This is a genomic window from Candidatus Leptofilum sp., from assembly GCF_965223285.1.
In the GTDB taxonomy this organism is placed as follows: domain Bacteria; phylum Chloroflexota; class Anaerolineae; order Promineifilales; family Promineifilaceae; genus Leptofilum.
The window spans coordinates 2,779,214-2,793,418 of the sequence record NZ_OZ244997.1; the positions used below are offsets into that span (position 1 = coordinate 2,779,214).

General features: G+C 52.6%; 13 protein-coding genes. 10 read left to right on the plus strand and 3 right to left on the minus strand.

Annotated features, from left to right (window positions below):
• Nucleotides 1-3 precede the first annotated feature (3 nt).
• Nucleotides 4-1,191 carry an NAD(P)/FAD-dependent oxidoreductase gene (locus tag ACOQPU_RS12655; RefSeq protein WP_420645463.1) on the minus strand — a complete coding sequence of 396 codons (1,188 nt, stop codon included), beginning with the start codon at nt 1,189-1,191 and terminating at the stop codon, nt 4-6.
• An 82-nt stretch (nt 1,192-1,273) separates the two neighbouring features.
• Nucleotides 1,274-3,598: an N-acetylmuramoyl-L-alanine amidase gene (locus ACOQPU_RS12660; RefSeq protein ID WP_420645464.1), complete on the minus strand. Its 2,325-nt coding sequence runs from the start codon at nt 3,596-3,598 to the stop codon at nt 1,274-1,276.
• 190 nt (nt 3,599-3,788) lie between these two features.
• On the opposite strand from ACOQPU_RS12660, the gene ACOQPU_RS12665 reads away from it, so the two are divergent.
• The 7 genes from ACOQPU_RS12665 to ACOQPU_RS12695 all read left to right on the plus strand — a co-directional run bounded on the left by ACOQPU_RS12665 (nt 3,789) and on the right by ACOQPU_RS12695 (nt 10,172).
• On the plus strand, nt 3,789-4,202 hold the full coding sequence (locus ACOQPU_RS12665; RefSeq protein ID WP_420645465.1) for a hypothetical protein: 414 nt from the start codon (nt 3,789-3,791) through the stop codon (nt 4,200-4,202).
• 5 nt (nt 4,203-4,207) lie between these two features.
• Nucleotides 4,208-4,633, plus strand: coding sequence for an HNH endonuclease (locus ACOQPU_RS12670; RefSeq protein ID WP_420645466.1), 426 nt, complete (start codon nt 4,208-4,210; stop codon nt 4,631-4,633).
• Nucleotides 4,634-4,697: 64 nt separating this feature from the next.
• On the plus strand, nt 4,698-5,822 hold the full coding sequence (locus tag ACOQPU_RS12675) for a PQQ-binding-like beta-propeller repeat protein (protein ID WP_420645467.1): 1,125 nt from the start codon (nt 4,698-4,700) through the stop codon (nt 5,820-5,822).
• A 53-nt stretch (nt 5,823-5,875) separates the two neighbouring features.
• On the plus strand, nt 5,876-6,376 hold the full coding sequence (locus tag ACOQPU_RS12680; RefSeq protein WP_420645468.1) for a hypothetical protein: 501 nt from the start codon (nt 5,876-5,878) through the stop codon (nt 6,374-6,376).
• Nucleotides 6,377-6,448: 72 nt separating this feature from the next.
• Complete coding sequence (locus tag ACOQPU_RS12685) at nt 6,449-8,641, plus strand: phospholipid carrier-dependent glycosyltransferase (RefSeq protein ID WP_420645469.1); 2,193 nt, start codon at nt 6,449-6,451, stop codon at nt 8,639-8,641.
• Between the two features lie 30 nt (nt 8,642-8,671).
• A complete protein-coding gene (locus tag ACOQPU_RS12690; RefSeq protein ID WP_420645470.1) occupies nt 8,672-9,913 on the plus strand; it encodes a glycosyltransferase family 87 protein in 1,242 nt (413 codons plus the stop codon).
• Nucleotides 9,914-9,947: 34 nt separating this feature from the next.
• Entirely contained in the window at nt 9,948-10,172 is a 225-nt protein-coding gene (locus ACOQPU_RS12695; RefSeq protein ID WP_420645471.1) for a hypothetical protein, read from the plus strand.
• Nucleotides 10,173-10,202: 30 nt separating this feature from the next.
• Here ACOQPU_RS12695 and ACOQPU_RS12700 read toward each other — a convergent pair whose 3' ends face one another.
• Nucleotides 10,203-10,454, minus strand: a complete 252-nt coding sequence (locus tag ACOQPU_RS12700) for a CopG family antitoxin (RefSeq protein ID WP_420645472.1) — start codon at nt 10,452-10,454, stop codon at nt 10,203-10,205.
• 331 nt (nt 10,455-10,785) lie between these two features.
• Here ACOQPU_RS12700 and ACOQPU_RS12705 point away from each other — a divergent pair, with 331 nt between their 5' ends.
• The 3 genes from ACOQPU_RS12705 to ACOQPU_RS12715 all read left to right on the plus strand — a co-directional run bounded on the left by ACOQPU_RS12705 (nt 10,786) and on the right by ACOQPU_RS12715 (nt 14,150).
• Nucleotides 10,786-11,943, plus strand: a complete 1,158-nt coding sequence (locus ACOQPU_RS12705; RefSeq protein WP_420645473.1) for a hypothetical protein — start codon at nt 10,786-10,788, stop codon at nt 11,941-11,943.
• A 149-nt stretch (nt 11,944-12,092) separates the two neighbouring features.
• On the plus strand, nt 12,093-12,947 hold the full coding sequence (locus tag ACOQPU_RS12710; RefSeq protein WP_420645474.1) for an SDR family oxidoreductase: 855 nt from the start codon (nt 12,093-12,095) through the stop codon (nt 12,945-12,947).
• Between the two features lie 69 nt (nt 12,948-13,016).
• Complete coding sequence (locus tag ACOQPU_RS12715; RefSeq protein ID WP_420645475.1) at nt 13,017-14,150, plus strand: pyridoxal phosphate-dependent aminotransferase; 1,134 nt, start codon at nt 13,017-13,019, stop codon at nt 14,148-14,150.
• The last annotated feature ends 55 nt before the right edge of the window (nt 14,151-14,205 follow it).

Genomic DNA, 14,205 nt, shown 5'->3' on the forward strand with positions numbered 1-14,205 from the left:
AGCTCAGGTTGTTTGTACGCGGTCAGTGAGGCGCATTGTGGGCAGCTCGGCCGGGACGTAGTTGGGGTCGCGCCAGCGGGTGAACTTGATGAAATGACGTGCCATCCACCAGCCTGCCCGGAAAAGGTGCGGGTATTTGAGAACGTAAGCAAAGCGAGCCAGACGGGTGCGAATGCTGAGCTGAACAAAGAGGGGATGTTGACGCAGTTTTTCTTTGTAGGTCTCGAAGCTGAAATCTTCCCTGGTAAAGGCGTCTTCCAGCGCTTCAGCGGCCACTTCACCGTAGCCGAGGGCGAAGGAGATGCCTTCACCAAAGAGGGGATCGGTGCCAGCAGCATCCCCCACTAAAATAACGCGGGGTTGAGAGAAATGGCCGTCTTCACCCCACCATCGTATCGGATGACCCTTTAGCTTATAGTCGCCCAGGTTGCGATCACGGGCTGCCATGGAATCACCGAGGGTTTGCTTGAGGTCTGCTTTGGGGCGTTCTGGCCGGGCACGGCTGTCGAAGACACCTCGATTCATGTAAGGTTGGCCATCTACGTAGCTGGGAAAGTCCCAGTAGTAACCTTGTAACTGGTGATCTGTCATCGGGGTGAAGTCGAAGACGGCCACGCCATCCCGAAATTCAGGCTGGGTGCGGGCGTTTTCTGGCGTGAGCACTTCGATGAGGCGGGCCACGCGGGAATTATCTTCCCACTTGAGGCGGCGGCGCACAAAACTGCGGGAGCCATCGGCAGCAACCACCGTTTTGGCATGAAACACAGCTTTTTCGGTGATGACTTCTACATAATCTTCGTGAGGCACCACATCAGTGACGGCTTCGCCTTGCCGAACCGTGACGCCGAGAGATTCGGCCGTTTTAACCAACCAATGGTCAAATTCATCCCGCCGAATGATGCGGAACACGGGATTGCCAAAAAAGGAGTAGCTCTGGTTTTCATAAAGCAAGCGGACTTCGCGCACCTCAAAGTTTTGCGGCTCGAAGGGCAAGCCTAACCTCGCCAAAATGTTTTGGCCGATGTGGGTGACGCCACCACCGCACAGCTTCTCGCGGGGGTGGACGGCCTTATCTACCACCACAATGCGCTTTGCCCATTCTGGATTATTTTTGACCAAATGTAACGCTGTTGATGTCCCTGAAGGCCCCGACCCCACAATCAAAATATCGACATGTTGAATCTCTGCCATCTTCTCCCTTTGCCTCCGTGCCGTTATCCATAATCGGTGAACGGCAATCAGTAACAACCGTTCACCGATTACTGCTTACCGATTACTTGGTAATCATAGGCAACATTATAGCATGGGGCAGGGGAATTGCCTGTTCGGTGCCGAGGGCAGCAGCGGGGGTGTCTAAGGATTGGCTGTTGCCAGACACATCGGTGGCCCGGATGCGGAATTCGTAGGTTTGGAGCGGATCGGGTGCGGTGAAGGTGCCGCCTACGGCCGTTGTTCCCGTCAGCCAGCCCGTCCAATCCAGTTCACCCTTCACCCGGTATTCCAGATCGTAGCCAGCAATGCCGGAGAGGGCGTCTGAGCCACTCCAGTTGATGAGGAAGGTGTCGGTGATGGGCATTTGGTAAACGGCCGTAATCGTCGAAGTCGGCACGGTGGCATCAACACCAAACTGGAAGGGCTGCATGGTGAGGGTATCGGTTACGCCGCCAGTGGTGGTGAGAACGGCCGTTGCTTGCCAATACAGTTCCGGCTGGTCGGTGACAAAATCAACGGTGTAGGTGAGAACGGCCGTGTTCCACGTTTCCGTCACCAGCTTGTTGGTTTGTGAAATATCCGTACTCACGGTGAAGGTGGTGGTGAGTACCTGGTTGGTCGTTGTGAAAATCTCCCAAGTGAAGTCCACCTGCGGATTCGTCACCCAACTGCCTTCGGTGGGGGCAATGGGCGCCAGGGCATCTGGTGGCGGCTCTACTTCCAAAATCCGCATTCCGTCGAACCAGACGCCCAAGCCATCATCTGTCGTCACCAAATCATCCAGGTAGACTGAATTATTGGTGCCAGCCGTGAGGGCATACGTTCCCAACGGCAACCACAAGCCCAAATATTCTTGATGGCTAGCGGTGAGCTGCGTTACGCCGCCCGCGTGGGTGATTTCATAGTTTGCGCCTTCCGTTTCACCAGTGCCGGTGTTGCAGTAGGGCACGTACATCTCGATGGTGTAATAGCCATCTTCGGGAATATTGGGTCGCCAAACGGCCGTATTGCTGCTTTCGGCTGGATCGGTAGTGGAAAATGTGTAGTACGAATGCCCGTTATGGCCACATTCGTTTGAACCTTCGTACCAGTTGGCCGCACTTTTGGTGAAGTCGGCACCATCTTCATGCACATACAGGTAGGGGTCTACCAAACCGATATTGGCAGCCACCTCCTCGCGCAGCGAGGGTAATAGCACGTGTGCTTGGTCGCCGGGGCATTCTGTGGTGCCAAACGCATCCCGGTGCCCCATCAGGTTAGGACGGCCGCCCGTTACAAAAGGCAAATCGTCACTGGCATCAAACACATTGATGTCCCGCTGATCGGCTTTCCAAGAGAGGAGCTCAATCAGTGAGTCTTTCATCGCTTCTGGCGGGGCAATGCCAGGTAAGCCGGGGTAATCAACCGAGGTAAAGGTGCCGATGAGCGAAACGCCCATGCTGCCTGTATTCGCGCCGGAGGCGTGCGTACCCACCACATCTTGATTGAGGTAATCCTCATTCAGATGGCCTTCGTAAATCACGCCAGTTTGGTCGATGAGGTAGTTGTAGCCGATGTCACCCCAACCCCGGCAGCTTGTGCAGCTATCTGAAGCGGGATAGGTGTGGAAAGCCCAAATAGCGCGTACAGTAGCCGCCCAGTTGCTGCTGCTGTTGCTAGAGACGGTGTGATGGACAATCATGTGGCTGGCATCATCGTATGCCAAGCCATCGGTGTAATCGCAATCTTCGGAGGTGCACCATACTTCTCGGCTGATAACGGTGGGACGTGGATAGCCTGTGCCGCTGGGCTTATCACCATTGGCGGCATCTAGCTCTTGCTGGCGTGCCAACAACTCTTCGGCGGTGGGGCCAGCCGTCGTGTCTATGATTGTGAAGCTGATGCTGTGGAGTTCTGGAGCTACGGCCGTGTCAAACCGCCCCAATCCCACGCTGAACTGAATCGTATCGTGGGTTTCATCTACCTCAGGCACGGTGATCATGTCGCTCAGGTTTTCGTGATCGTGGTCTTCTACTAAATCGAGGTGGCTATCCAGATGGAACCATTCAGACCAGTCTCCAACACCTTTGCGGGTTCGCACCTGAATTTCCAGGCTGGTTTCGGCCGGCACCGTCGCCTCCCAACTGGTGACGAGGGCATTGAAGTTGATGGGGGTTTGGATAGGATTGGAGGTGTAAACGGCCGTCATCGCCTCGTTGGCTAGCGTGAGGCCTGTGGGGGAAACGGCCGTGTCTAATCCGGCTCCCTGCTCAAAATCATCCCCCTGCCAGGTAACGCTTTGCATAATGGGGGCTGCGGCAGTGGATTCAGTTTTGGGCCAGCTAATTGCCACCAAAAGGGCTACTAACATTAGGAAAGAGATAGTTTTCAGAGATTTCGTCATCATTCACTCCCGCAAGGAATGGAATCACAACTTTCTCTCCCTAACGGGTGCATCTTAGCAACGGTACTAGAAATATGCGGTATAAAAAGGGTGAATTTTTGATTAGCGTGGGGTGAATGAAGGGGGAAGACAATTACGGTCGTTTTCGCGTATAATCAATCTAAATGGTTATTTTTAGAAGATGAGGATTCTGATGACTATCCAAAACATTACTTTGCCATTACCCGAACATCTTTACCTGCGCTTTGAACAAATTGCCAAAGCTACACAGCAATCCATGACAGATGTGCTGCTTCATGCCGTGAAGGTAGGCAGTCCGCCTCGCTGGGATGATGTGCCAGTTATTTTTCAAGCAGAGCTAGCTGCCCTCGACCGCCTGGATGACAAGGCACTGTGGCAAATCGTCCGCAGCCAACAAAGTGAAAATGAGATGAATCGGTATGAAACTTTGCTCCATAAAAATGCCAACGAAACCCTAGCATCCGCCGAAAAAGATGAATTGAACCATCTTCGCCAAGAAGCAAACCGTCTCATGTTACGTAAAGCCCATGCCGCTGCCCTGCTGCGCTGGCGTGGCCACCAACTTCCTCCTGCAGACAAACTATAATTTCCATGAGTGTTTACCTTCCCACAGAGCTGCGTCAGCAACTAGAGAAGGCAGACGATCGTTGCTGCGCCTATTGCCAAACCTTGCAAGCCAACTCTGGTCAGCGCATGGTTCCCGACCATATCATGCCTGAAAGTCAGGGCGGAAAAAGGGAATTTGAGAATCTCTGCTTTGCCTGCCGTCTTTGCAACGAATACAAAGGTGCAAAAACAACGGGCATTGACCCGCAAACCGGAGAAACAACGGCTTTGTTTCACCCGCGCCAACAAAATTGGGCAGATCATTTTGCTTGGGAGGAGGCTGGTACAAGACTTATTGGCTTAACGGCCGTTGGCCGAGCCACTATCATCACCCTAAACATGAACAATGGCATCATCGTGCCAGCGCGCCAAAGATGGGTCTCTGCAGGTTGGCATCCACCAAAGCATTAAATCTGGTATTGATTAAGTACCTGTGACCGATCTCCAAGCCGATTTTTAAAAACGGCCGTGGCCAATGAAACAAACTTCACAACGCAGGAAAATAATAGGGGTCGTTTGGATTATCATTACGATTGTGGTTGCTTGCTACCAGTTTCTACCGCAATTTCTTCCGCGATGTTATGCGTCAAGCACAGTTCAACGTACATTTATTGAAAATGACGATTTTGAAATTTTGTGGCAAGTTCCAGATGTGTATATTGCTCCTAGCCAACGTGCCATTCATCTGGTTGCCAATGAAGAGCATGTTGTTTTTTGGGGAAGGCTTGATTACCGATGTGGCAACCCCAACCCAATGAATTTAAATGCAATTGATGGCTCGGTTTTTCGTCGTGGTGTCAGATTTTTACCTTCAAATCTAGGAATTTATCATACAGCCTACAATTCAAATTTTCTCTATCTAGGATATGATGGACCAGGCAAGGCTTTGGAAGGTACAACAGCCAGTGCAGGCGGCATCGCGGCTTACGAAATTAACAGTGGCGAAATTAGCTGGACGCGTCAAATATCTGGCACCAGGGGAATATCTTCATTGGTTGCTAGCGAAAATATTGTTGCCTTCGATGGCGGAGGGTTTTCAGATTGGCGTTATTTGATTAACAGTCAAACTGGTGAGATCGTAGCGAAACAAAACAAACGGGAGTTTCATAAATTAGACCTAGTTATTTCACCATCTAATTTTGCTTACTGGTACACAAATTTAGCCATAAATGAAGAGGTGATTCCACAAGACACAAACCTGCAAGTGCTTACATTTTGGTCAGAAAAGTTTGACAATGTTTTTCAACCTCCCCTTTCGACTGATAGCGCATTGCTCGTGCGGAAAGGCGAAGGCACAATACTTGGAACCGTCGTTGCCTTACATCCAGAAACTGGTATGCCACTTTGGCAAACGAACCAAAATGTCATCAGCAATGTGGCTGCCGCTGATTCAACAGCCTTTTTCCTAACAGATTCAGCCGAATTAGTAGCTTATGACATTGAGAGCGGTAAGCAAATTGGCTCCGTAAAATTTTCCGGGGAAGATATTTTGCCAGAATCAGACAGAGGCTATTTTGTAGCCGCTGGCGGGGGAAACGTATTTGTTTATTTGGGCGACGGCCGTCAGCTTTTTGCTCTTCGGTTTTTATCGAGCCAGTAGCAAACGAGATTTATGTCGAATAAATTGAGGAAACTCAAAATAGAGAATATGCGATGGAACAATACCCCGATCAAGAAATGATTATGCAAAAATACAAAATGGCCGTTCGGAATATGCGGTGGCGGCCAGTTGCCTTTGCCTACATTTTTGGCTCACTTTTCATTCTTTATCCAGCTACACAATTTGGCCCCACATCACCCCCTCTTATCCAATGGTTAGGAAGGGCTTCCATTGCAGTGGGCTTGCTCCTCATGGCGTTAAGCGTCCTGCGAGCTTTACAAATACGCAGTTGGCCCGTCCTACTGGTCCACGCGACAGTATTGAAAAAGCATCAAACCTCTGGTTTGAGCGTGCGGTATTACTTGCGTCTACAGCCCCATCAAACGGCGTTATTTGAAGGAAATGGCTTAACGCCATCTTACTACTCTCTCGAACCAGAGTTGGATTATATGGTGGCCAATATCAAACCCTCGGTCTACTTTCAAACCAAGGAAGGGGAAACAGCCAGATTTATTTGCGTACCCAAAGCCAAACAAATCATCGAGCGCGTTTGAGAAATTCGCGTTCGAGAAATTTAGGAAAATCGGTTCTTGTGTCAAACCCTCAAGATACGTATGATTACCCTCATGCGCGATTCCAGGCTGAAGTGGGGCCTCATTTTTCTTTTTGTTTTGTGGTTATTTTACGGGCTAAGCGCCTACTACGTGGTGCAAAAACCATTCAGCGTGCCGCAGCTTGTCACCCTGTTAGAAGACCCTGCCACCTGGCTAACGCTGGATTTTGCCTGGTCATCGGTTTTTCGTTTGCTGCTGGATGTGGGCACGGCCGTTCTCATCAACCTCGCCGCCTGGGGAATTGGTACAACAATACTTCGTTTCACAAAGTTGAAGATGGACGGGTTGGAAACGGCCGTTTTCGGCACAGGCCTCGGCTTTGGCGCATTGGGATTGTGGGTCTTCTTCCTCGGCCTCGTCGGCGGTTTCACCCCCACCGCCTTCTGGGGTACGATGGCTATCGCTATGTGCCTCACCCTCCGGCAAATTTACAAACAAATAAAAAATCTGCGTAAATCTGCGAAATCTGCGGATAATAAGAAATCTCCGCGTCCCCAGAGGTTAAATCTCCCTGCACGCGGCATCACTTTTTACCTGCTCATTGTACTCGGTCTCGCTCTCATCATCGCCCTGCTGCCTCCCACCGACTGGGATGGCCTCTTCTACCATCTTAAAGGCCCCAAGCTTTACCTGGAAGCCGGGCGCATTATCGGCGGCATCGATATCCCCCACCTCAGCTTTCCCGCCCTCTTCGAGATGCTCTTCACTCTGGCAATGGGCCTGCGCGGTGACATTGCCGCAAAGTTACTGCACTTCAGCTTCATCCCCTGGCTCATGGCCCTCGTTTACCTGATTTCAACCAGAATTTTTACCACAGAGGCCACAGAGAAAAAAGAGACAACCTCTAAAAACTCTGTGCCCTCTGTGACTAACAATGGGTGGACGGCCGTACTTATCCTCATTTCCATGCCCATGGTTCTCAACCTAGGGGCGCAAGCCTACAACGATCTGCCGCTGGCGTTCTACCAGGTTGCCGCACTGGTAGCCTTGCTGCGCTGGCGGCAACAGGAACAAACCGGCTGGCTCATCCTCAACGGCGTTTTCGCTGGGTTAGCGATGGGTCTCAAATACACCAGCTTCGTCACCCCGCTGATCCTCGCTGGCGCGGTCATCTGGCACATCTGGAACCGTGAAAAGCAAGCCAATCCGCAATCGCCACCAACAAAACCTCCGCGCCTCCGCGCCTCCGCGTTAAAAAAAGCAATCAAACCACTCCTCATCCTAACTGCAACGACTACCCTTGTTGCCCTGCCCTGGTACCTCAAAAATTGGGCGTTTACGGGCAATCCGGTTTACCCCTTCGTCTTTGGCGGCCAATTTTGGGACGATTTCCGCGCCGCTGCCTATGCAGGCACGGGCACTGGCCTCGGCTTCGACCCCATTGCCCTGCTGCGCCTGCCCCACGATCTCATCCTGGGCCTCAACGATGCCAGCCAGGATGGGCAACCGGGGCCGCTGTTTTTGATTTTTTTGCCAGCCATCATTATTTATGCGTTTAGTAGATGGAAAAGGGATGGAGGTGTGGAACGGCCGTTCAACCTCCTACTCATTTTTGCCTTAGCCCAGTACATCTTCTGGGTCTGGGGGGTCATCTTCTCCGCTGGGCTGTGGCAAAGTCGCCTGCTGCTGCCCGCCTTCGTTGCCCTCAGTCCCATCATCGCCTGGATTTTCAACGATTTAGCCCGCTGGGATCATCCTCAATTTTCGCTGCGCCGCTTTGTGCGCCTGGTCATCATCATGGCACTGGCCTTCAATTTGGTCGGTCAACTGCTCAACTGGCTCCCCGGCGTGCCGCTCGCCTACGTCGCAGGAAGCGCCAGCCGAGATGAGATTCTCACCCACTGGCTCGGCAGCCACTACACCGCCATGCAGGGCGTCAACGCGCAAACCCCGCCCGACGCCGTTGTCCGCTTTTTGTATGAACCGCGCAGCTATTACTGCGACCGCGACTGCCGCCCTGACTCTATCTTAGACACCTTCGCCCATCTGGAATATTTACATAACGATGCAAATGGCATCGCCCAAGCCTGGCGCGAGGAAGGCATCAGCCACATTTTGCTCTTTGAAACCGGCTACGAATTCATCCGCGAGCAGCACATGGAGTGGATTTCGCCCCAAAACACCCACCTCATGGACGACCTCGCCGCCACCCACCTGCAACTCGTCGCCGATTGGGGCGATTACCAACTGTACGAACTTAAATAAGGACCTGACCTTTTGTAAGGGCGCATCGCGATGCGCCCCTACCGTGCCATGAATTTACCTAACCGCAGAAATTCACTTATCATCCTTTTCGTACTATTGCTTTTCACCTTCAGCGTGTGGGGCATGTACACCTTCTTCACCTCCAAGGTACCCGGTGCCAACGACTTTTTCCCCCGCTGGAAAGGAGCGCAGCTATTTTGGCAAGATGGCATCGATCCCTACTCCCAAACCGCCACCGAAGCGATTCAGCGCGTCCTGTACGGCGGCAAATTAGCCCGCCCCGACCAGGATCAGGTGCTGTTTGTCTACCCGTTCTATACTGTCTTTCTGCTACGGCCGTTGGTGAATTTGGATTACGCTTGGGTGCAGGCAATTTGGCTGGTGTTCGTGCAATTTTCGCTCATCGGCGGCGTGATTGCCACGCTGCGCCTGCTGGAATGGCGGCAGCCCCCCTGGCTGCTGGCGATCACGCTACTCTGGTCGGTAATCATGTACAACAGCACCCGCACCATCATCCTGGGCCAGTTTGCCGGGCCAATTTTCCTCTGGCTGGCGGGCACGCTGCTGGCACTTAAACATGAGCAAGACGTGCTGGCCGGGATGCTGCTCTCGCTCACCACCATCAAGCCGCAGATGAGCTACCTAATTATTCCCGCGCTGCTGCTGTGGGCATTGTGGCACCAGCGGTGGCACTTTGTGGCTGGTTTTGTGGGGGCGATGGCTTTGCTAGCCGGGCTATCCTTTTTGCTGCTGCCTAGCTGGCTCAGTAGCTTCATCGAGCAGGTGCTGTACTACCCGGATTACACTGTCACTCCCTCGCCACTGCGGGTGATTACCGGCACCTTTTTCCCGCAGCTTGGCCAGCCGGTGGAATATGTGCTGATCGGCCTGCTGCAGCTAGTGATGCTGTGGCAATGGTGGCAGCTACGCCATGAAGCAACCACCACGCCTAAATTCCTCTTCATCATCGGCCTAACGCTGATTGTGACTAACAGCATCATCGTCCGCACGGCGACGACGAATTACGTCATCATGTACATTCCGCTTTTTTTGCTGCTGCATACGGTGAGCCAACGCTGGCGAGGCGGCAATGTGTGGGTAGCTGGACTGCTGCTGGCGCCGCTGGTGGGCACCTGGGCACTCTTCCTCAGCACCATCCAGGGCGATTTTGAACATCCCGTCACCTACCTCCCTCTGCCGATTGGGTTGCTGCTAGGGCTGATTTGGTTAGCTTGGGGTGATAAATTGAGAATTTTGAATGGTGAATCGTGAAGTAGGAAACGGCCGTTACTAATCAAGAAAACGCATGAACAAGAAAACTAAGAAAACGATCGTTGAATCAATTTTGAGATACTTAGTTTTCAGTGGCATCCTGCTTATCGTCACAATGATTTGGTATCCTGACCGCTTACAAGACACAGTCATTGTGGCAATTTTTGCGCCAATTATGTTGCTTGTTTTTATAACGCCAATATTGTTGATTATTTTCGTTTGGATCAAAAAGGCTCAAAAAAATGATCCCCGACAATGACACAAGCATCATGCTATTGTATAGAAATAATTATGCAGTCTGTAACTTTTCACGAACCCATTGATGGATCAAGTCGCGGTCAGGTACGCCTTGGGAGGCAGCGAGTTTTTTTATGGCTTGGGCTTCTTTTGGCTGGAGATGAATGGTTACGGCCGTTTCCCGCTCAAAAACAGGCTCAGTCGCTTCCTCCAACTCATCTTCAAAATCAGTTAGATCATGGCTGTCCCAAAAGTGAGCTAAGGCATCAATCGAATCAATTTGAGGGAGTTTCTGTTTTTTCATTTTCTTTGCCATTTTTGAAACCGTCTTCTTTCCGAGTCGGTCATAGGTCGGGCGGTTACCGGATACCCATTTTTATCTGGGAACTGTATGATAACACAAAACAAGTACCGTCCCGCATCCGTTTGGCCCAAGACATAATAAACAGGATTTTCCCCTTCGGACTTCGCTCGTTGCACAAACGAGTAACCAAAACACACTTCTTCAACTTCTTCGGGCGTTACCTGATGTCTAGCAATGTGCTCAATTCTGTCTTCCGGCCAAATAAGTCTACCAATTCTCATGCCGTAATTGTAGCAACGCCTTATCCAAGAACCAACAAAGGGGTAGTTTTGTGAACGGCCGTTCCCCCTACCAAACACTCCTCATCCTACTCCTAGCCCTCGTGGTGCTTATTGCCGCCGTCATCCTCATCGCTCCGCAAATGCCCCGCCTGCGTGACTTTGACCAGACGTTTTACCCCGCGGCACGCTACATGCTGGCGGGCGAAAATCCATACACGGCCGAATACATCGAAACCGACCAGGGCGCACCGCCGGACTTCTTTAGCCCCGCCTGGCTGCTGCCCATCTTGCTGCCGTTTGGCTTGTTGCCGCAGGAGATTGCCCGCACGGTGTGGGTGCTATTTTTGGTTGGGGTGACATCGGTAGCGTTGTTGCAAATGCAGGCGTGGGGGTTTAGGGGATTACGGCCGTTGCTCCTCATCCTTCTCCCCTGGGCACTCATCACCCTGCTGTTTGGGCAAGTCACGCCGCTGGTTTTGCTGGGGGCGATATGGGCATTGAATTTGGTTTTTGAGGAAAAAGCGGAACACGGAGCTGCGCAGAGGGACGCCAGTAAGAGCGTTTCGCGAAACGCCCCTACGATAAAATTGGTGCTAGCGTTTTTGCTCATCGGCATTAAACCCCAGCTGGGGATTTTTATCGCCGCGCCGCTGCTGCTGGAGATGCTGTGGCGGCGCGACCGGCGGCTGATTGGCCTGAGCATTGTTGGTGGGCTGCTGCTGGGGCTGACGCTGCTCATCACCCCGCCCTGGCTCATCAGCAAGGCAGCGGCCGTTCAGGAGATTACCGCCCCGTTGTGGAAATCCACGCTGGAGCGGGAGCTAACGCTGTGGGGCTGGCCGCTCTGGTTTGCCCAGCCGGTGCGGGTCTTGGTGGTTTTGACGATGGCGTACTGGGCGTGGCTGCAAAAGGGAACGTCGCCGCTGTGGTGGGCTGGTTGGTTAACGGCCGTTCTTATCATCACCCCCTACACTCGCGCCTACGACGGCATTTTGCTGCTGCCCATTTTCGGCTTGATGATCATGCACCGTCGCCGGCAGTTGGCGCTGTTCATAGGCATCATGGCTCTTTATGTCCAGCTACCGATTGGCGAGCTGGGCAGCGTGGTGGCCTCGCTCACCGTTTGGCTGCTTTTTGTGCCTTGGCGTGGCTTGCTGCGCGGACGCTTCGAGACCCCCTACACAAATTTATTTGGAGCAGCAAATTAGCGCGAATTGCCGCGAAAATAATTTTTTTCGTGTAAATTCGCGAAAATTCGGTGCCAGCCAAAATCGTATGCCAGATCGTTAGCGAATGGGCTACAATAAACCGTGAGAGGACGTTCTTTGTTGAGCAAAAAGCAATTTGGAGAATCGGCATGATTTTAGTAACTGGCGCAGCAGGGAAGACAGGGTTGACAGTTTTAGCAACCCTCAAGCAACGAGGTGCCAAAACCCGCGCTTTTGTGAAAGATGACGATCAAATTTTAGCCGTGCGTAAAGCGGGCGCAGCTGAGGTGGTGGTCGGCGATTTACTGGATTCAGATGTGTGGCGTTTGGCAACAACGGCCGTTTCCACCATCTACCACATCGCTCCAAACATGCACCCGCAAGAAGTGCGCCTTGGCCAACTGATGATCGCTGCCGCCCGTGCCATCGGCAATTGCCGCGTGGTGTACCACTCCGTCCTTCACCCCCAAATTCGGGAAATGCCCCACCATTGGAGCAAGCTCAAAGTTGAGAATGTTCTGTTCGACTCTGGCCTCACCTACACCGTCTTACAACCAACAGCTTATATGCAAAACCTGCTAGCGTACCTGCCGGCCATCCAAAATGACGGCATCTTGCCTGTGCCATACCCTGCCGAAACCCGCCTCAGCTTAGTAGATTTGCAGGATGTGGCGACGGTGGCTGCCAAAATCCTGACTGAGCCGGGACATGAGTACGCTACGTATGAATTGGTTGGCACGATGCCTCTGAGCCAAACGGCCGTTGCCGACACCTTTAGCCAAATTTTGCAGCGTCCCGTCGAAGTCCGCCCCGTTCCCCTCAAAACGTGGAAAGCCCAGGCGCGTGCCAAAGAGATGAATGACTTTGCCATTAAAACGGCCGTTAGCATGTTCACCTACTACGCCCAAAGCGGCATGGCAGGCAATCCCCATCAGCTCCGCTACCTGCTCGGCCAAGACCCCACCAGCCTAGCTACCTTCATCAAACGAACCATTAGTGGTTAGTTTTAATGGTTGGTTGATAGTTCTGTCAGCCACTAATAACTAGCCACTAACCGCCATCAACTAATCCAAATGAAAATTGCCCCTTTTGCTACCGAACATTTCTTTGCCGAATACGAATTCACCACCCCCTACCAGCTTTGCAACTCAGATTGCGAAACCGTCACCATTGCTGAACTACTGGCAATGGCCGAGGTAGATTTGGCCGAACTGGGTCAGGTCTCCCTCGGCTACACCGAATCGCAAGGCAACCCACAGCTGCGCCGAGCCCTGGCCACCAGCTACGCCACCGCCAGCCCAGATGACATCGTGGTTTTAGGCACGCCCGTCGAGGGCATCTACTTGGCCGCCCGCGCCCTGCTGGAACCCGATGATGAAGTCATTGTACTTTCCCCCGCCTACGATGCCCTCATCAATATGTTTGAGCATGTCGTCGGCACTAGCAACGTTAAGAAGTGGCAGTTTCAATCCACTGCCACTGGTTGGAAACTCGATTTTGATGCGCTGGCGCAAAAAATCACATCGAAAACCAAACTGCTGGTCGTCAACTTTCCACACAACCCCACCGGCTACCTGCCCACGCCAGACCAGCTTACCCAACTGGTACAAATCGTTGAGCAGCACAACCTGTGGCTCTTTTACGATGAGATGTATCATGGCCTGATCCATTCCGGCACGCCGCCCATCCCCTCGGCAGCAGACGTTTGCCAGCGGGCTGTGGTGCTTTCTGGACTCTCTAAAACGTATGGGCTGCCTGGGTTACGCACTGGCTGGCTGGTCATTCAAGATGAGGCACCGCGCCAAAATGTGATGAACTGGAAGTTTTACACCAGCATTTGCCCGCCCGCCCCATCGGAGTTTTTGGCGTTGGCGGCGTGGCAGGTGCGGGAGCAGCTGCGGCAGAAGAACATTGCCCAAATTGAGCAAAATTTGGCTTTGGCGGAACAATTTTTTGAACGATGGCCGGATTTGTTTGGGTGGAAACGGCCGCACGCCGGATCAGTCGCCCTGGTAAAAATGAACGTCCCCTCAGTCACCCAGTTTGCTACCCGCATGGCCGCCGAGGCAGGCGTCCTCATTCACCCCGCCACCACCCTCGGCAGCGATGATCACCATATGCGGATGGGCTTTGGCCGTGCGGCCTTTGCTACAGCCTTAACCCAATTTGAAAACTATCTGCAACAAAACCGTATTCCTTTAACTTAGTCAGCAGCCAACAATAATCTCCCCGATTCGTAGACCGCTTGGGACGACAGTACTG